This is a genomic window from Blautia sp. MCC270, assembly GCF_018785605.1.
GTDB lineage: Bacteria > Bacillota > Clostridia > Lachnospirales > Lachnospiraceae > Blautia_A > Blautia_A fusiformis.
In genome coordinates, this window is the sequence record NZ_WQQD01000004.1 from 152445 (window position 1) to 171083 (window position 18639).

Annotated in this window: 13 protein-coding genes and 2 tRNA genes; 2 read left to right on the top strand and 13 right to left on the bottom strand. The window is 45.8% G+C overall.

Going from position 1 to position 18639, the window contains the following annotated elements; genetic code table 11:
* Positions 1-7: 7 nt before the first annotated feature.
* From GPK58_RS02025 to GPK58_RS02050, 6 genes are all read right to left on the bottom strand, one after another.
* On the bottom strand, positions 8-160 hold the full coding sequence (locus tag GPK58_RS02025) for a hypothetical protein (RefSeq protein ID WP_015526890.1): 153 nt from the start codon (positions 158-160) through the stop codon (positions 8-10).
* Positions 157-1455: a bifunctional folylpolyglutamate synthase/dihydrofolate synthase gene (locus tag GPK58_RS02030; protein ID WP_044961009.1), complete on the bottom strand. Its 1299-nt coding sequence runs from the start codon at positions 1453-1455 to the stop codon at positions 157-159. Before GPK58_RS02030 ends, GPK58_RS02025 begins: the two co-directional genes overlap by 4 nt.
* Before the next feature lie 171 nt (positions 1456-1626).
* Positions 1627-3738 (bottom strand): LTA synthase family protein, encoded by a 2112-nt coding sequence (locus GPK58_RS02035; RefSeq protein WP_215638110.1) that lies wholly within the window; start codon positions 3736-3738, stop codon positions 1627-1629.
* A gap of 15 nt (positions 3739-3753) precedes the next feature.
* A complete protein-coding gene (locus tag GPK58_RS02040; RefSeq protein WP_173745741.1) occupies positions 3754-6408 on the bottom strand; it encodes a valine--tRNA ligase in 2655 nt (884 codons plus the stop codon).
* A gap of 479 nt (positions 6409-6887) precedes the next feature.
* The gene (locus tag GPK58_RS02045; protein ID WP_215638111.1) at positions 6888-10760 is read right to left on the bottom strand and encodes an FtsX-like permease family protein; all 3873 of its coding nucleotides are present in this window, start codon (positions 10758-10760) and stop codon (positions 6888-6890) included.
* A complete protein-coding gene (locus GPK58_RS02050) occupies positions 10754-11467 on the bottom strand; it encodes an ABC transporter ATP-binding protein (protein ID WP_021977039.1) in 714 nt (237 codons plus the stop codon). Before GPK58_RS02050 ends, GPK58_RS02045 begins: the two co-directional genes overlap by 7 nt.
* Positions 11468-11788: 321 nt before the next feature.
* Between GPK58_RS02050 and GPK58_RS02055 the strand changes: the two genes are divergently transcribed.
* Complete coding sequence (locus GPK58_RS02055) at positions 11789-12127, top strand: hypothetical protein (RefSeq protein WP_215638112.1); 339 nt, start codon at positions 11789-11791, stop codon at positions 12125-12127.
* A 70-nt stretch (positions 12128-12197) separates the two neighbouring features.
* Here GPK58_RS02055 and GPK58_RS02060 read toward each other — a convergent pair whose 3' ends face one another.
* The 5 genes from GPK58_RS02060 to GPK58_RS02080 are packed head-to-tail and all read right to left on the bottom strand — an operon-like array spanning position 12198 to position 17279.
* Entirely contained in the window at positions 12198-12836 is a 639-nt protein-coding gene (locus GPK58_RS02060; RefSeq protein ID WP_021650734.1) for a bifunctional 4-hydroxy-2-oxoglutarate aldolase/2-dehydro-3-deoxy-phosphogluconate aldolase, read from the bottom strand.
* A gap of 18 nt (positions 12837-12854) precedes the next feature.
* Entirely contained in the window at positions 12855-13907 is a 1053-nt protein-coding gene (locus GPK58_RS02065; protein ID WP_173745742.1) for a sugar kinase, read from the bottom strand.
* 2 nt (positions 13908-13909) lie between these two features.
* Positions 13910-15655: a dihydroxy-acid dehydratase gene (gene ilvD / locus GPK58_RS02070; protein WP_173740443.1), complete on the bottom strand. Its 1746-nt coding sequence runs from the start codon at positions 15653-15655 to the stop codon at positions 13910-13912.
* Between the two features lie 18 nt (positions 15656-15673).
* Entirely contained in the window at positions 15674-15910 is a 237-nt protein-coding gene (locus tag GPK58_RS02075) for an HPr family phosphocarrier protein (RefSeq protein ID WP_021650731.1), read from the bottom strand.
* Positions 15911-15923: 13 nt separating this feature from the next.
* Positions 15924-17279 (bottom strand): GntP family permease, encoded by a 1356-nt coding sequence (locus tag GPK58_RS02080; RefSeq protein ID WP_059085313.1) that lies wholly within the window; start codon positions 17277-17279, stop codon positions 15924-15926.
* 454 nt (positions 17280-17733) lie between these two features.
* On the opposite strand from GPK58_RS02080, the gene GPK58_RS02085 reads away from it, so the two are divergent.
* A complete protein-coding gene (locus GPK58_RS02085) occupies positions 17734-18267 on the top strand; it encodes a FadR/GntR family transcriptional regulator (RefSeq protein ID WP_334300127.1) in 534 nt (177 codons plus the stop codon).
* 126 nt (positions 18268-18393) lie between these two features.
* On the opposite strand, the gene GPK58_RS02090 is transcribed toward GPK58_RS02085, so the two are convergent.
* Positions 18394-18464, bottom strand: a tRNA-Cys gene (locus GPK58_RS02090).
* A gap of 3 nt (positions 18465-18467) precedes the next feature.
* Positions 18468-18540 (bottom strand) — tRNA-Asn (locus tag GPK58_RS02095).
* Between the last annotated feature and the right edge of the window lie 99 nt (positions 18541-18639).

Genomic DNA, 18639 nt, shown 5'->3' on the forward strand with positions numbered 1-18639 from the left:
CTTCTCCTTATCTTACACGTCTGTTGCTCTTGACCTCACGCAGCATCTCCTGGAGTACATCCATGATATCTGTGATCTCCCGGTCATAAATGACACCTTCTACATCTGCCACATCCAGACATGGTTCAAATTTCTTCAGTTCCTCTTCGTAATCGATCATAATTTTTTCCTCCTGATCACAGCCTTGATCTCACCGACCAGATAAAGGGATCCTACACAGAACAGCATTCCATCCTCACCTTTTTCCTTTACTGCCCGTTCAAAAGCTGCTGGAACATCCTCTATTGCTTCCACTTCCGGTACTCCGTCTTCACGGAAGATCTCCGCAAGCTCTTCTACTGGAACTTTGCGGTATCCGCCTACCTGTGTGACGATCACATGTCGAAAACGGATCCTGCTACAGATCGTGCGGATCATATCCGTATAGTCCTTGTCATCCACTGCGGAAAACAGCAGAGTCAGAGGAAATTCCTTCTGGAAATGTTCTGCTGTCTCTACAAACTTCTCAACACCGTCTTCGTTATGTGCGCCATCTACGATCACACCCGGAAGAACCGTTTCCATCCTTCCCTGCCAGCGTGTTTTTGCCATACCAGCCTTCAGAGCCTCCAGAGATACCGGAATCTGATCTTCCAGTACCTGAATGGTTTTCACCGCAAGAGCTGCATTCATAACCTGATAACGGGCGATAAACGGTATATCAAATACGGTATCGCCATATGTCTCGTCCTTAAGAGAAAATCGGATTCCGTCCTTTGTGATCTTATGGATCTCTGTGTCTTCCCGTTTCAGCTCATAATATGGACATCCCAGCTTCTCTGCATGCTCACGCATCACTCCGGCCGCATCCGGATCATTTCCATCGTAGATCACCGGAACACCCGGCACCATGATCCCTGCCTTCTCTCCTGCGATCTCGGAAACTGTATTTCCAAGATACTGCATATGATCGAGGCTGATGGATGTGATCACACAGGCTGCCGGATCCTCCACAGCAGTGGTTGCATCCAGACGTCCGCCAAGACCGGTCTCCAGTGTTACATAATCCACGCCGGCTTCTGCAAAGATCACCATTCCCATCAGAAGGAGTGTCTCAAAATAGGTGGGATGATAGCTTCCCTCCGCAACCAGCTCATCGGAAAGCTTTTTAACTTTTTCAAAAGCACGAAGGAAAGTATCGTCATCGATCACTTCCTCGTTGATCTGAAAACGCTCGTTGATCTCCACCAGATGAGGAGATGTAAAAAGTCCGCAGGAATATCCTGCTTCCCGAAGGACCGATGTGATAAAAGCACAGGTACTTCCCTTTCCGTTGGTTCCTGCCACATGGATCACACGGAATTTCCTCTGCGGATCTCCAAGTCTTCTTAAGCATTCTCTGGTATGGTCCAGGCTGTTCTTAGTAGTAAATCTCGGTATATCTTCAATATACGCAACTGCTTCTTCGTAATTCATAAAAAAAACCATCACTTATCTATAATGTATTCGTAAAGAACTTTTGGGGAGAAAAGCTTCTCCCCTCCTGTTCGTTACGATACCATTATATAATAGTGGTGGAAGATGTCCAGTCCTAATCGTAATATTTTATCCGACATTTTTTGTATCGGAGTATCTTTTCTATGCCATTTACTGGTTGTCTGTACTGTTTTCTTCACCGGAATCTTCTGTGGATTCCGTTTCTAACGCTGTATCCGTTTCCTCCATTGACCCTGTATCAGAACTGCTCTTTTCACTGTCAAGCTTCCACTTGCTGTCAGCGAGCAGCGCATAAACCGCCCGGTCATGGCTCTTTGTCATGGCCTTTCTTGTGGAACTGTTGCTTCGCTGCACTACCGAGAGCCGGTCAAAATCATCCAGTTCCTTTCCGGTAATGATCAGCTTGGTAGGATTCACGTAAACCGTATCATACCATTCTCCGTTGATCTTCACCTGGCTGGACGGCGTAAAGTTTGTTCCCTGGATATAATAGGTGTGATCCGTCTCAGACACAACCTGAATGGAATCCAGCGTGGTATCATAGATTCCCATACGCATCTTTGTCCGCTCAAAAGGATTCGCTCCGTCATATGTATACTGCTTTCCGTAGAGAAGATCGTACTGCAGGGTCTCCAGATCCACCTGATAATTTTTGGTATTTCTTCTTGCCTGATGATACTTGAAAACATTTCCCTCATGGATACCTGCACGGTCCATAACCTCTGCTGCCATCTGGTATGCCGCAAGATTTTCTTTCTTTTTCTTAAGTCCGAAATTATCCCACATCACATACTCTGTCTGGAACAGATATTTATTCTCCACATCCTCCACGGTCAGTCCCATGGTCGGCAGATGATCACCATACATGACCAGTACCACATCCTCCGGATAATCTGCTAGCCTGTCAGTCAGCTCTTTGACAAAATTATCCATCTCATGGATCTGATTTACATAATACTCCCACTTATTATTCAGCTCGTCAGTAGGTGCCCCGGAAACTGTGATCTCCGGATTTTCCAGTACCGGTTCTGAAGGATAATCTCCATGTCCCTGCACGGAAATAGTATATACATAATCAGGTCCTTCTGTGGAATCCAGACACTTGACGATCTCATCGGTGAGGACACTGTCCTTGGTCCAGCCCAACGGGTTCTTCTGATTTTCATCCTTCATGTACTCTGCCGAAGTGAAGGTATCAAATCCCAGATTCGGAAAAATGCTTCTTCTTCCGTAGAAATTCGCCTCATTGTTATGTACTGCATGAGCAGTATAGCCCAGATTCTTCAGAACATACGGTGCGCTCTCACAGGTAGTTTCCTTAAGGATACTCTTGTACGGATATTCACCCGGTCCAAAATAATGAAGGCTCATTCCGGTAATGGATTCAAACTCAGTATTTGCGGTTCCAGCTCCTACGGAAGGTACCTTATAATATCCGGAGGAATACTCCTTCATCAGCTTTCTGAAATTCGGAATAGGATCTTCTGACAGCTCCAGATAATTTACCAGCGTAGGATCAAAAAAGGACTCCAGCTGCAAAAACAGAATATTCGGATGACTGCCTTCTTTCGTTTCCGGAAGATTTTCTTCCGACTTCTCGATCCTTTTGATCTCGCTTTTGGAATAATCTCTCGGGGCACTGATTCCGGTATTAAAGATCGTCGTTGCCAGACAGTAAGGATATCCGTAATCCTCATAAGCTATGGCAATATTTCCAAAATAATTGGAAAGAACTCTTTTTTCCAGAGCAAGCTGTGTGATTCCTCCAAATGCAAGAACCCCAACCAGGACCAGTGGAATATTCACCTTATATTTCAGCTTGCCTCTGTACTTCGGCGACCTTATCAGGATGATCAGAAGGATTAGAACCGCAATTCCCAGAAGAACTGCACCTATGGTCATCTGGGTATGGGTCAGATATTTTTTTGCAATACTGAGACCATCTGTCAGATTCTTCACATCCGGTCCTGTAAACGGTGTGACACGGTTGAGAAGAAGCACACCGTTTACGATTCCCAGAAACAGCCATAAGCTGCCCACAAAGATACGCCAGAAAATTCTCTTTCGGAAGAGATAAACAATCAGCATCGTCGTAAAGATAAACGCTGCATTATAAGCAAATACAAGCGGCCTTGTGGTCATGTAGGTCCACGCCTCTGTGAACGAGTGCCTGCATATGGCCTCGATCACAAAGTACAGGACTGCACAGCCCAGAGCCTGAAGTATCAGCGAAATCTTATTGAAAAAGTTACACCACTTCATTAAAACACTCCTTCGTTATTTCACCATCTGTGTTAACTGCAGGTTCACTTTCTCTTTCATCTCTTTGTATTTCTCAAGTTTCTCCTTCTCTGCCTCTACCTTGGCTGCAGGTGCCTTGTTCACAAAATTCGGATTGTTCAGCATTCCCTCGCAGCGTGCGATTTCTTTTGTAAGTCGCTCCTGCTCTTTTGTGAGACGTTCGATTTCTTTTTCACGGTCGATCAGATCCTCCAGCGGCAGATAAACCACACCGTCTGCCACAACGATGGATACCGCATCCTCACCGATTCCGTTCTTATCCTGCTGTACGTGGATCTCTTTTGCAAACGCAAGGTTTGTAAAGGATTTCTTGCAGGACTCAAAACGTGCACAGCACTCTGCATCCTTGCCTACGATGTAGATATTGGTCTTTCTATTCTGCGGTACGTTCATCTCGTTTCTGGTGTTACGGATTCCACGTACAACCTCCTGGAAGCTTGAAACTGCTTTCTCAGCATCTGCAAAATCCATCTCGTCTTTGTATACCGGCCAGTCGGAGATCATGATGGACTCTTCCTCCGGAAGCAGTGTGCAGTAGATCTCTTCTGTGATAAACGGCATGAACGGATGAAGAAGCTTCAGTCCCTGTGTCAGCGCAGTGCGGAGTGTCCACAGTGCATCGTTTGCTGCTGCCGGGTTTTCCTCTGCCTTCCACAGTCTTACCTTTGCCATCTCGATATACCAGTCACAGAGCTCATCCCACAGGAAATCATAGACCTTCTGTACGGCAATTCCAAGCTCATATTTATCCATATTCTCAGTAACATCACGGATCACTGTGTTCAGTCTGGAAAGGATCCATTTATCCTCGTTGCACAGTGCGTTCAGGTCTTCCGGCGCTGTTACTGTCTTGCCCTCCAGGTTCATCATAATGAAACGGGAAGCATTCCAGATCTTATTTGCAAAGTTACGGCTGGATTCTACACGCTCCCAGTAGAAACGCATATCATTTCCAGGTGCATTACCTGTCATCAGTGTCAGACGAAGGGCATCTGCGCCGTATTTGTCGATAACCTCCAGCGGATCGATACCGTTTCCAAGAGACTTACTCATCTTACGTCCCTGTGAGTCACGTACCAGACCGTGGATCAGTACATGGTGGAACGGTGTCTCACCGGTCTGCTCCAGTGCGGAGAATACCATACGGATAACCCAGAAGAAGATGATATCATATCCGGTTACCAGAACATCTGTAGGATAGAAATACTCAAGCTCCGGTGTCTTATCCGGCCATCCAAGTGTGGAGAACGGCCACAGTGCGGAACTGAACCAGGTATCCAGAGTGTCCTCATCCTGATGCATATGTGTGCATCCGCATTTCGGGCATTTCTCCGGCATCTCTCTTCCAACCACCATCTCACCGCACTCATCGCAGTAATAAGCCGGGATCCTGTGTCCCCACCAAAGCTGACGGGAAATACACCAGTCACGGATATTCTCCAGCCAGTGCAGGTAAGTCTTGTCAAAACGTGCCGGAACAAACTGAAGGTTTCCGTCGTCCAGAGTTTTGATAGCAGCTTTTGCCATTTCGTCCATTTTTACAAACCACTGTGGTTTGATCATCGGCTCTACCGTTGTACCGCAGCGGTCATGGGTACCAACACTGTGGCTGTGCGGAACAACCTTTACAAGAAGTCCCTGCTCCTTCAGGTCCTCTACCATGGCCTTACGTGCCTCGTAACGGTCCATACCTGCATATTTTCCGCCAAGACTGTTGATGGTGGCATCATCATTTAAGATGTTGATCTCCTCAAGGTTATGACGGCGTCCAACCTCAAAGTCGTTGGGGTCGTGTGCCGGTGTGATCTTAACGCAGCCTGTTCCGAATTCCTTGTCAACATACTCATCGGCAATAACCGGGATCTCTCTGTCTGTAAGAGGAAGCTTCAGCATCTTTCCTACAAGGTCTTTATATCTTTCATCCTCCGGGTTTACAGCAACTGCTGTATCGCCGAGAAGTGTCTCCGGACGAGTGGTCGCGATCTCAACAAAACGTCCTTCCTCACCTACGATGGGATAATTGATGTGCCAGAAAAATCCGTCCTGGTCCTCATGTACAACCTCTGCATCAGAAATAGAGGTCTGGCATACCGGACACCAGTTGATGATCCTGGAGCCTTTGTAGATATAGCCTTTCTCATAAAGGCGGATAAATACTTCCTGAACAGCCTTGGAGCAGCCCTCATCCATGGTAAAGCGCTCACGCTCCCAGTCTGCAGATGCTCCCAGCTTTTTCAGCTGGTTGATGATCTTTCCGCCGTACTCCTCTTTCCATGCCCAGGCATGTTTCATAAATTCGTCACGGCCGATCTCGTTCTTATCAATCCCTTCCTTACGAAGTTTCTCTGTTACCTTAACCTCTGTAGCGATGGCTGCATGGTCAGTTCCCGGCTGCCAGAGAGCCTCATAGCCCTGCATTCTTTTGAAACGGATCAGGATATCCTGCATGGTCTCATCCAGTGCATGTCCCATATGCAGCTGTCCGGTTACATTGGGCGGCGGCATTACAATTGTAAAAGGTTTTTTGTCTGGATTAACTTTTGCATGGAAGTATCCGTTATCCATCCATTTTTTGTACAGACGATCCTCAATACCCTTGGGATCATAAGTCTTTGCAAGTTCTTTGCTCATGTTTTCCTCCTGAATCTTTCTGATTATAGGAACCCTAAAATGCTCCTGTTTTCTGCAAGAAAAAACACGCCCTCCACACAAAAGCCAATAACTAATGTGCGAAGGGCGATCATTCTCGCGGTACCACCTTCATTATCCGGAAAAAACATCTGTTATTCCCGTCTATCTCTTGTCCCTTAACGCGGGGTACGTGAAAACCTACACAGCAGCATCTGCATCCGTTCTGCATTTCTGCTTTCAGTTTCCCGGCTCCTAAGCTACCTTCTGCAGTCCTCCATCTGAAAATGCCTTTCAGCCTGCGCTTCTCTTGCGTCTGTGCATTTCTCTCTGTCAGCGTAGATCTGCATACTCCTCTTATTCAACGCCTTTGCCATGTTCCTACTATAATGAAATTTTCTTTTTTTGTCAAGACAGAGGCCTGCTTTTCCTGGGATTTCACATATTTCCGGATACGAAGATCTTTCTGGCATTTCATTATTTTATTCCACGCTTTTCAGTGACTCTACCATATTGATCTTTTTCAGCTTAAAATGCATCACCATATTTACAAACATGGAGAACCCAAAGGTAATGATTCCACTGTAAACAAAGCTTATTGGCTTGATATTTCTTCCGAACATTACCGCATCTACCTCAACGGTTGTGATCACATACCGGTGAAGGAGGATTCCGAACACTGCGCCTGCCAGGATCCCTATGAAAGACAGCAGGATATTTTCCCGGAATACATACTGGGAAACCTCGCCATCATAAAATCCCAGGACCTTCAATGTTGCAAGCTCTCTCTGCCGCTCTGTGATATTGATGTTGTTCAGATTATACAGTACCACAAATGCCAGCATTCCGGCAGAAATGATCAGGACCCAGATCACCGCTCCGAGGGATCCCAGCATTCGCTCTACCTGACCTGCTGTGCTGCTTGTATAGCTGATACTTAAAGCTGCCGGATATTTCAGGATCGCATTTCCAAGAGTTTCCAGATCACTCTCTGCATCCTCTTTCATAGTATATACTGTACTTGAATATTCCGGTTTCTCTCCGAATGTTTTTTCATAGCAGGGTGGGGTCATGTAAACGTAATGTCCCATATAGTTCTCTGTGACAGCAGTGATCTTTACTTTATACTTTCTGTTGTCTTTCTCCAGGATGATCTTGTCTCCTGCTTTCACACCGATAAGAGAAGCCGTTTTTTCACAGATCACCGCTCCATCATCGGTAAGCTCATACTGCTCGTGGGACTTTCTGTCACGCAATGTTACATCCTCTTTAAAATTTTCCGTATTTTCCGGAACATACACATAGATACTGACACTTCCCTTTTCTTTTGGAGCCGTCATCTTGGTGAGCTGCACACGGGTATAGTGATCGATCTCGCTGTTTCCGTCCAGAAATTTCAGAAGATCCTTTTCCTGACTGTCTGTGGCATCCTCATCATTGATCACCATGGCATCATAGTGCTGGATCTGGTCATATTGGAGAATTGCAATATCCATAATGGAATCATAAAGTCCGAATCCTACAAGCATCAGTCCCATGCTTCCTGCAATTCCGAAAATGGTCATAAAAAGACGCTTTTTATAACGGAAAAGGTTTCGCATGGATGATTTCCAGGAAAAGCTCAGATGCTTCCAGATAAAGCTGATCCGTTCAATAAGGATCCGTTTTCCTTCTTTCGGTGCAGGCGGACGCATCAAAGATGCCGGTGTTTCTGCCAGGGTTTTTGCGCAGGAAAAAAGTGTGGCACCCATAGTACAGATCACTGCTGCTCCGGAAGCGATCAGTGCATATTGTAACTCATAATCCAGCTGCATGTGATCGCCAATATTCCAGTACATGATCCCATAGGCTTGGATAATGATATACGGAAGAACCTTTTCTCCGAAAAGTACTCCTGCGATACTTCCGCCTACTGTAGCCAGAAATGCGTAGCTGAGATACTTGGATGCAATGGATGCTTTTCCGTATCCCAGCGCTTTCATAGTTCCGATCTGGGTTCGCTGTTCCTCCACCATTCGTGTCATCGTGGTAAGACTGATCAGAGCCGCTACAAGGAAGAATATCATCGGGAAAACCTTTCCGATGTTTTTCAGTCGCTCTGCGTTATCACCAAAATCCGAATATTCTGGAAGGTCATTGCGGTCCGTGACGATCCACTCCGGTGTTTCAATATCATCCACCTCTTTCTGGGCATCCTCGATCTTCTGCTGGGCTTCCGCAATTTTGTCATCGGCTTCTTTTTTGCCGTCCTGATATTCTTTCTTTCCATCGGAAAGCTTCTTTTTTACGTCCTCCAGGTCTTTTTTGGCGTCTTTTAATTTCTGTTCATTTTCCCGGATCTCTTTTTCACCATCCAGGAGCTTCTGTTCATTTTCATCCAGTTCTGCCTGACTGCTGGTAAGCTTTTCCGTATTTGTCTGGATCTCTGCCTGTCCTGCATTTAACTGTGCCTGCTTTTCCTCCAGCTGCTGCCGCCCTGCGCTGAGCTGGGCTCTGGCCGAATCCAGCTGACTCTGGCCATCATCCAGAGTTGCCTGGTTTGCCGTAATTTCTTCTTTTGCCGCTGAAAGCTCAGCTTTCTTTGTTTCCAGCTCTTTTTTCCCTTTATCCAGTTCTTCCTGGCCTGCGTTCAGCTGTGCTTCTGTCTGGGAAAGTGTCTCTTCCTGTTCCTTGATTTGGCTGAAGCCCTCATTGATCTGACCAAGGCTGCTCTCCAAGGTAGCTCTTGTCTGGGCCAGCTCTGATTTTTTCGCTGTAAGCTCTGACTGTGCCCCGTCGAGCTGTGCCTGGCCGGCATTTATCTGTTCTTCCATTGCACTGATCTGGCCATTTAATGTCTGGATCTGCGTGGAAAGCTCCGCCAGCTCTTCCTGGTTTTTTCCTGCTTCCGCACCGGCGTCATACTGCGCCTGCAGCTCCGCCGCCTGACTGCTTAATGCCTCTTTCTGGCTGGTCAATTCATCCAGCTGTGCCTGCTGCCCGGAAAGGGCTTCTTCACTGGAACTGATCTGGGATTCGCCCTCAGAAACCTGTACAAGTCCTGCCTCACACTGTTCTTTCTGACTGGTGAGAGCAGCCTTTGTTTCTTTGATCGTATTCTTTCCCGTTTCCAACTGTTCTCTTCCACTGTCAAGCTCAGCCTGTTTGCTTTCCAGTGTTTTCTCCGCTTCCCGGAGCTGGGCCTCACCGTCACTTACCTGCTGTTTTGCGGCAGTCAGCTGTTCATATCCGGCAGTCAGCTCTGACTGCTTCTCATTTATCTGTGCTTCGGAGTCAGCAAGCTGGGATCTGGCAGCATTTAACTGGGACAGACCGTCTTCCACCTGCTGTTTTGCGCTGTTAAGCTGAGACCATCCATCTTCAATCTGTTTTCTTCCGTCAGCAAGCTGCTGTTTTCCATCGGTCAGCTCCTTTTTTGCATCACTGAGCTGCTGTTTTCCATCTTCGTACTCTTTTTTTCCATCCTCATACTTCTTCTGCCCATCATCCAGCTTTTTCTTCGCGTCGCCAAGTTTTTCCTCTGATTCCTTCTTTCCGTCCTCAAGCTCTTTTCTGGCATCATTCAGTTTTTCATTGGCTTCTGCGACGATCTCATCGTAGCGCAGACTGCACTGTTCTTTTTCGATGCCTTCCACACGCTTCTGTATTTTCCTGATAAGATTGTCGTAAGCATCGGTATAGCTGATCACATCCCCAGATTCATGAACCATAATATAGATCTGGGTAAAAGCTTCCTGTTCAAAATCCTCAGGAAGAATGTATCCGAAGCCGCTGACCTCACCGGATCCAAGAGTCGTATTTCCTCTGTTAAATGAAATATAAAGAGGGCTGCTTCCGATTCCCACAACTGTATAGGTTGTTTTTTTCAGAAGCTCACTGTCTCCATCCTCACTGACAGATATGGTATCCCCGATTTTATACCCCCGATTCTTTGCAAATGGCTTGTCCAGAAAAATCTCGCCGCTTTTTTCCGGTATCCTTCCTTCATCTGCTGTAAGTAGATTAAAATTGCTGCTGATAGATTCCAGATGAAGAACCTTCCTGGCATCGTCCTCTCCACTCATAACATCCGTAGAGTAGCTGCCCTCAGCCAGTTCCACACCGTCAATATCCGATACCGCTTTTACATCACGCTGAGTCAGTCCCAGGGTTCCCTGGATCTTCAGATCCATCAGCTTTGCTGCTTCATAATAAGCATCTCCTGAATATCTCATATCCGGAGAAGACGCCTGGATCCCGGAAAAAAATGCAACACCCAGTGCCACGATCAGAAAGATCGAGATAAAACGTGCTTTACTTTTCCGGATCTCCATCCAGAAATCTTTGTGTAATGCCTTCATTCCGTCACCTACCATTCAATCTCTTCCACTGGTGTGGGATGTGCATTTTCAGTCATCCTGGAAACCTTGCCGTTTTTGATCTTGATCACACGGTCGGCCATAGGTGTCAATGCAGAGTTGTGAGTAATGACAATAACCGTCATGCCCCGTTCCCTGCAGGTATCCTGAAGGAGCTTCAGGATTGCCTTGCCGGTCTGATAATCCAACGCTCCTGTAGGTTCATCACAGAGCAGAAGCTTTGGATTCTTCGCCAGCGCTCTGGCTATGGAAACTCTCTGCTGCTCACCGCCGGATAACTGTGCCGGAAAATTGGTTAGTCTCTCCCTCAGCCCTACTTCCTCCAGAACTGTCCTAGCATCCAGAGGATCCTTACAGATCTGAAGAGCAAGCTCCACATTCTCCAATGCAGTCAGATTTGGCACCAGATTATAAAACTGGAATACAAATCCAATATCCTCCCGTCGGTATCCGGTCAGCTGCCGGTCTGTATATTTTGCGATATTTTTTCCATCGATCCAGACATTGCCGGATGTGGCCTTATCCATTCCGCCCAGGATATTCAGCACCGTTGTCTTTCCGGCACCGCTTGGTCCTACCACAACCACAAATTCTCCTTTTTTTATCCGGAAGCTGATCTCATCCACAGCTATGATCTTCACTTCTTTTGATCCATAGATTTTGGATACATTCTCCAGCTTCACATATTCTTCCGTATGCTCCATTTCCACCCCTCCTCTTTACTCTCTATATGATTTCAGGGGGCTTTTATCTGCCCCCTTTTAATTCTCTCACTCACGTATCACAGCTGTAGAAAAATGTTTTCGGCTGTGATCGAATATTATCAATAACTATATTTATAAGTATATCGGTTCTTAATTCAAAATGCAATTTCTACTTATATTTTACAAAGATTTTTCATTCCTGCGCATTTGTATTTTACATTTCTTTTCTATAATACAGACAGATAAAGGAAATCAATATTATGGCTGACTGTTGCTGACAACAGCAGAAGTATAATTCCAGCAAAACAGGAGGAATGGATTATGTATAAAGCACTGTGGAATCACTTAGATCAAAATTTAAAAAAGGCCCCTGCGCCAGCTGTTTTTCTTGCACTTTTGACAGCTGGATGGAGTGCAGCCGGAATTCTTGCAGGATTACTTGTTTGTCTGGAACTTCAGACAGAACTGATGGTGAAGCTGACTGTGATCTTATGTGCCGGTGGATACGCCGGACTGATTCCCGGTTTCTTCGGTGGAATCTTTTATCTTTACCGAATGGATCTTCGGAAACCTTCTGCCGATCCTGCAGCTGATCTGGCAGCTGAAGCGGAAAAAGCTTCTGCCGATCCTGCTTCATTGATCTATTTTCACAATAATTGACAAAAAAGCAGAACTCTGCCTGGTTGTGCAGGGTTCTGCTTTTTTTATTGAATATGTGTATTAAGTTTGATTACTTTCTTATGGAATCCGCAAGCTTTTTTGCTTCTGCTGTCAGTTCTCTTATTTTGTCAAATTCTCCTGCCTTCACAAGATCTCCTTTTACCATCCAGCTTCCGCCGCAGCAGAGGATTTTGTCACAGGAAAGATAGTCCTCAAGGTTTTTCGCATTGATCCCGCCGGTAGGCATAAACCGGATTCCTGTATAAGGAGCTGCCATAGCCTTGATCATTGAAATTCCGCCTGCCGGTTCTGCCGGGAAGAATTTTACTACCTTAAGACCTCTTTTCACTGCCTGTGCAACCTCAGATGGTGTGATACATCCCGGGAAAACAGGAATGTCTTTTTCCAGACAATAGTCTACGATCTTAGGATCAAAGCCCGGGCTTACGATAAATTTTGCTCCGGCGCCAACAGCCGCGTCTACCTGTTCTGTTGTAAGTACGGTACCTGCTCCCACAAGCATTTCCGGGAACTGCTCTGCCATGAGACGGATAGACTCTTCTGCTGCTTCTGTGCGGAATGTCACCTCTGCACATGGAAGGCCGCCCTCAACCAGAGCCTTTGCCAGCGGTACTGCATCTTTTGTATCTTCCAGCACTACAACCGGAACCACACCAAATTTCTGAAATTTTTCTGCTATCTCTTTCATCTGAATTTCCCTTCCTTTTTATCTTTTTATATCAAAGTTCATTTCCATCACATGTCTGATCATAGATACATCATCGGTAATGTTTCCATCACCATGGATCGTATGCTTCACAGCACTGGCAGCAACACCGAAATTCACGGTATCTTCCGGTGTATACTCATTCATAAGGCCATAGATGATCCCACTTACAAATGCATCTCCGCCACCGACACGATCAAGAATGTGGAAGGTCAGGCGCTTGCTTTCGTAAGTCTTTCCGTTTAACCAGAGATATGCCATAAGACTGTTTTCACTGCAGCTATGTGCAAAACGGACATGTCTTGCAATGCATTTTATATTCGGATATCTGTCCGCAAATGCCCGGAACACTTTTTCCTGCTGTTCAAAATCCGGCTGAAACGGGATTCCATCCTTTACATCCCCTGCACTGTGGTCTTCTTCATTTTTCCAGATATGGTACGGCTCGATCCCGAAAAGGACATTTACATATGGAAGACAAAGTGTACAGAAATCTCTGGCCTCTTCCCAGGTCCACAGCGTACTTCTGAAATTTCCGTCAAAGCTTACGGTCATGTTCATTTCTTTTGCTGCCTTCAGGCAGTTTAAGATCAGATCCCTGCATTTTGTTCCAAGAGCAGGGGTGATCCCGCTCAGATGCAGCCATGTATATCCTTCCAGCAGTTTTTTCACATCTGTTTTGCTGAAGTCATACTCGGAAAAAGCGCTGTGCTTTCTGTCATAAACTACCTTGCTGGGGCGGATCCCGTAACCTGTCTCCAGATAATAAGTTCCAAGACGGTGTGTCGGAGTTTCTTCCTCTGTGGAATAAACCACACTGTCACAGTTCACATCATTGCTTCTCATCATACGTACAGCACTTTTTCCAAGACTGTTATCCGGAACTACTGTAAAAAATGAAGCATCTATTCCAAGATTTGCCAGGGAAAGGGCGACATTCGCCTCGCTTCCCCCGTATCTTGCCTCAAAGGTTGTTGCTGTTCTGATTTTTTCATAATCCGGCGGTGTCAGACGCAGCATGATCTCGCCGAGAGTAATAAATTTATGTTTCATGATCAATACTCCAGATAGGCTCCCTTCATTGGGCTTGCAGCATGCTCACTGAAAAGTCTCAGCACACCTTTTTTGTATTTTGGTTCTCTTGGCTTCCAGTTTTTACGTCTCTCGGCAAGGATCTGGTCGATCTCTTCCATTGACTTTCTTTCGCCTGCGATTCCGATGATGTTCAGCTTTCTTTCCATAACGTCGATCTCAATAAGGTCGCCTTCCTCAACAAGTGCGATTGGGCCACCGTCAACAGCCTCAGGGCTGCAGTGTCCGATAACAGGGCCTGTAGATGCTCCGGAAAAACGTCCGTCTGTGATCAGTGCGATACTCTTTCCAAGCTCTTTATCACTGCTGATTGCCTCAGATGTGTAGAACATCTCCGGCATTCCACTTCCCTTTGGTCCCTCGTAACGGATGAATACTGCATCACCTTTCTGAACCTTATGCTTCAGAACTGCATCCAGACACTCCTCTTCACTGTCGAACGGTCTTGCGCGGAGAACGGATTTGAACATTTCCTTCGGGCATGCGGTGTGTTTGATCACAGCTCCCTCAGGTGCAAGGTTTCCACGGAGAACAGCGATGCTTCCGTCGGTTCCGATTGCCTTGTCATATGGACGGATGATATCTTCCTTTGTAAGGTTTACATTGTAACGTTTGTTAAATTCCTGAAGCCATTTGTCGCATTTCTCATAAAATCCGTTGTTCTTCAGCTCCTCAAGGTTTTCTCCGAGAGTCTTTCCTGTAACTGTCATAACATCCAGATGGAGATGTTCCTTGATCTCCTCCATGATCGCCGGTACACCACCTGCATAATAGAAGCACTCAGCAGGCCAGCGTCCTGCAGGACGTACATCCAGAAGATATCTTGCATTTCTGTGCAGTCTGTCAAAGGTATCACCTGTGATCTCAATGCCAAACTCATGTGCGATCGCCGGAATGTGAAGCAGACAGTTTGTACTTCCGGAGATTGCAGCGTGTACAAGGATCGCATTCTCAAAGCTGTCCATAGTTACGATATCAGAAGGACGCATATTTTCCATCTGTGCGATCCTTACTGCCTGTCTTCCTGCCTCTCTTGCGAAAGCAAGAAGATCCGGGCTTGTTGACGGCATCAGAGCTGTACCAGGAAGTGTAAGTCCAAGTGCCTCTGCCATGATCTGCATTGTTGAAGCTGTTCCGATAAAGGAGCAGGCTCCACAGCTTGGGCAAGCATTGCATTTTGCCCAGTCAAGCTTCTCTTCGTTGATCTCTCCACGCTCAAACTTTGCACTGTACATTCCCAGCTGCTCAAGGGTCAACATCTCAGGTCCCGCATTCATGGTTCCGCCCGGAACAAATACGGAAGGGATATTTACTCTTGCAAGTCCGATCAGATTTCCAGGTACACCCTTGTCACAGCTTGAAAGATATACACCGGCATCAAATGGTGTTGCATTTGCATGGATCTCGATCATGTTTGCGATCATTTCACGGCTTGCCAGGCTGTAGTTGATTCCGTCTGTTCCCTGGCTTTCACCATCACAGATATCGGTACAGTTATAGCGTGCACCAAAACCACCTTCTTCTGCGATTCCTTTACGAACTTCTTCCACAAGGATGTTCAGGTGTCCGCTTCCCGGATGGCTGTCACCATAAGTGCTTTCCACCATGACCTGAACCTTTCCCAGATCTTCTTTTTTCCATCCTGTTCCAAGGCGCAGCGGATCAAGCTCCGGTGCAAGCTTTCTCATTTCCTGACTTACTAACTTCATGATTTTTTCCTCCATTTCCTATTCTCTGATCAGATTCAGATTTTCCAGCTTTTCTCTAAGTTCCTTTACATCCTCTTCTTCTGCTCCGATTTCCACATTATTAAATGTAGGAAGGCTGAATACTCCCAGTATGGACTTTGCATCTACGACATATCTTCCACAGATCAGTTCCACATCCTTCCGGCAGCCGGATGCAGCCTGTACAAGATGCTTTGCATCATACATGTCTCTTAAATAAACCGGTATCTTTATCATTACGCTCTTCCTCCTATGCAAAAATTGAAATAACAAAGCCTACAACAAGTGCTGTAACACCGATCAGTGTTTCCATGATCGTCCAGGATTTTAATGTCGTTTTTTCGTCAATCTCAAGGAAAGTACTTACCAGCCAGAATCCGGCATCATTTACATGACTCAGTGCAGTTGCACCACCGCAGATCGCACAGCACATAGCAGCTCTGTAAAGCATGCTTGTATCCATTACTGCCGGCATAGTCGCCATGATTCCTGATGCCATGGTCATTGCCACAATGGAGCTTCCCACAGATGCCCTTACCAGGATTGCGATCAGAAACGCGATCAGGATCAGCGGAAGACCGCTTTTTTCCAGGGCCGGTCCGATAATATTTCCAAGGCCGGAATCCTGAAGCATCCATCGGATCACTCCGCCGCTGGCGATGACCAGAAGGATCATTCCAACCGGTCTCAGTGAATGATCCAGTATTTTCTTTAACTGTGCACCGGTAAAGCCACGACGGATTCCAAGAAAATACATTGCTGCAAGCGTTGCGATAGTCAGTGCCAGAAACGGTTTTCCGATAAATCCGAGAAAACTCTGTATTCCTGCCGGAATTGGCATGTATTTAGATACAGTACTGAGAAGGATCAGAACAAGCGGGATCAGTATCACGCCCAGCACCAGACCAAATGGCGGCAACTCTTTTCCATCATCTTTGATTTCTTCCACATTGGCCGGAAGTTCAGTGAAAATTTTGTTTCCAACCAGATTTCCCCAGATAATTCCTGAAACCAGCATACAGATCAGTGCAGTTGGAACTCCAACCATGATCATAGTTCCCAGGTTTACGCCAAGTGCATTGGCAACCAGTACAGATCCCGCAGAAGGCGGTACAAAAGCATATCCGCTGGCAAGACCTGAAAGAAGTGGGATTGCATAATACAGTGTGGATTTTTTTGTCTGCTTTGCAACACTGAATACCAGTGGGATCAGTACTACAACACCTGCTTCAAAAAATACGGTTGTACCGATCACCAGTCCGGTAAGTCCCAGTGCCCAACCGGCTTTTTTCTGACCGAATTTGTCGATCAGTGTTTCCGCTATTCTCTGAGCGCCTCCGCTCACTTCCAGTATTCCGCCGAACATGGAACCCAGTCCTACCAGAAGTGCGATTCCCTGTAATGTCTTTCCAACACCTTTTTCTACTGTGTCTGAGATCATTTCCAGTGGCATTCCGGCACCTGCACCGATGATGATCGCTGAAATCATCATTGACAGAACCGGATGCAGTTTAAATTTGATGATCAGCACCAGCAGGATCACAATTCCCACTGCCGCAGCAAGCATCAATCTCATTGGATCTGCTGTAAATGTTGTTTCTTCCATTTTTTCTGCTTTTGCCTCCTTAATTCATCCGATGTTTTACTTTTCGTTAAATACATCTGACCTTTCTGTTGTTTTTTCTTTTGAATTGTACTGATTTTCTTTATTTTCGTTTCAATTCATCTGATGTATTTATAATATATTCATTCTTGCAAAAACGCAATACTGTAATTTTATCTAAATTATCGTCTTATTTTTTGTGCATTTTGTCGTTTTGACATTATAGTTTAAAGGAATTATTATAGATATAAGGAAAATATAAAAAGAAATAACGAATAGAAATGGAGAAACTCATATGATGATTTCGTCATCAGAAGAAAAAAGTCTTCCGCAAAAATTATCGGAAGACATCATCGCATTTATTTTAAAGGAAAATCTGCAGCCTTGAGACAAGCTGCCTAATGAAACGGTTCTGTCCGAACGTCTGAATGCCGGAAGAAGCTCTGTCCGCGAGGCAATGAAGCTTCTTGCTTCCAGAAATATCGTGACGATCCGTCAGGGATCCGGAACCTATATCGCATCATCTCCGGGAATGGTGGAGGATCCGCTGGGATTAACCTTTATCGGCAACAAGCAGAAGCTGATCCATGACCTTCTTGAAGTCCGTTTTCTGCTTGAACCCTCTATTGCAGCAATGGCTGCCACCCGCGCCAATAAAAAAGATATAAAAAAAATCACCACACTTTGTGATGATGTTGAAGCATTATTAAAAAAACATGTGGATCATACCCAAAAAGACATTGAATTTCATACAGCGATCGCGCTGAGCAGCAAAAATGTTGTTGTTCCGCGGCTGATTCCCGTAATTAACAGCTCTATTCCATTATTTGTCGAATCAACCAGTGGTGCTCTACACGAAGAGACAATTGAAACACATCGCGAAATCGCAGCTGCCATTGCAGAGCATGACGCTTTGCGTGCTCAGGATGCCATGTATCTTCATCTGGTTTATAATCGTAAACGAATCCTGCTTACGGAAAAAAATTCCTGATCTGTCGGACAGCATCAGGAAAGGATGCTGTCCGATCTTCCAGAAGTCTGTCTTCACGGTCTTCAGCAAGTACATTTTTATAGAAAAAATAAGCCCTGGAAATTCATCTTTCCAGGACTTTCTAAGAGGTGCCACCCGGATTTGAACCGGGGATAGAGGTGTTGCAGACCTTTGCCTTACCACTTGGCTATGGCACCATGCTCCCCCTGTTGGACTCGAACCAACGACACTGCGGTTAACAGCCGCATGCTCTACCGACTGAGCTAAGGAGGAATATTTAATTTAAGGATTATACCTTAAAAACTACATACATGCTTGTTGATCGTTAATCAAACTCTTTGAATCAATTCTTAACCTGCGTTTCTTGGTCAA

What these genes read in the sequence shown, in the direction of transcription:
- GPK58_RS02025 (WP_015526890.1), bottom strand. Translation starts at nt 160, where the DNA reads ATGATCGATTACGAAGAGGAACTGAAGAAATTTGAACCATGTCTGGAT.
- GPK58_RS02030 (WP_044961009.1), bottom strand. Translation starts at nt 1,455, where the DNA reads ATGAATTACGAAGAAGCAGTTGCGTATATTGAAGATATACCGAGATTT.
- GPK58_RS02035 (WP_215638110.1), bottom strand. Translation starts at nt 3,738, where the DNA reads ATGAAGTGGTGTAACTTTTTCAATAAGATTTCGCTGATACTTCAGGCT.
- GPK58_RS02040 (WP_173745741.1), bottom strand. Translation starts at nt 6,408, where the DNA reads ATGAGCAAAGAACTTGCAAAGACTTATGATCCCAAGGGTATTGAGGAT.
- GPK58_RS02045 (WP_215638111.1), bottom strand. Translation starts at nt 10,760, where the DNA reads ATGGTAGGTGACGGAATGAAGGCATTACACAAAGATTTCTGGATGGAG.
- GPK58_RS02050 (WP_021977039.1), bottom strand. Translation starts at nt 11,467, where the DNA reads ATGGAGCATACGGAAGAATATGTGAAGCTGGAGAATGTATCCAAAATC.
- GPK58_RS02055 (WP_215638112.1), top strand. Translation starts at nt 11,789, where the DNA reads ATGTATAAAGCACTGTGGAATCACTTAGATCAAAATTTAAAAAAGGCC.
- GPK58_RS02060 (WP_021650734.1), bottom strand. Translation starts at nt 12,836, where the DNA reads ATGAAAGAGATAGCAGAAAAATTTCAGAAATTTGGTGTGGTTCCGGTT.
- GPK58_RS02065 (WP_173745742.1), bottom strand. Translation starts at nt 13,907, where the DNA reads ATGAAACATAAATTTATTACTCTCGGCGAGATCATGCTGCGTCTGACA.
- ilvD (WP_173740443.1), bottom strand. Translation starts at nt 15,655, where the DNA reads ATGAAGTTAGTAAGTCAGGAAATGAGAAAGCTTGCACCGGAGCTTGAT.
- GPK58_RS02075 (WP_021650731.1), bottom strand. Translation starts at nt 15,910, where the DNA reads ATGATAAAGATACCGGTTTATTTAAGAGACATGTATGATGCAAAGCAT.
- GPK58_RS02080 (WP_059085313.1), bottom strand. Translation starts at nt 17,279, where the DNA reads ATGGAAGAAACAACATTTACAGCAGATCCAATGAGATTGATGCTTGCT.
- GPK58_RS02085 (WP_334300127.1), top strand. Translation starts at nt 17,734, where the DNA reads ATGAAGCTTCTTGCTTCCAGAAATATCGTGACGATCCGTCAGGGATCC.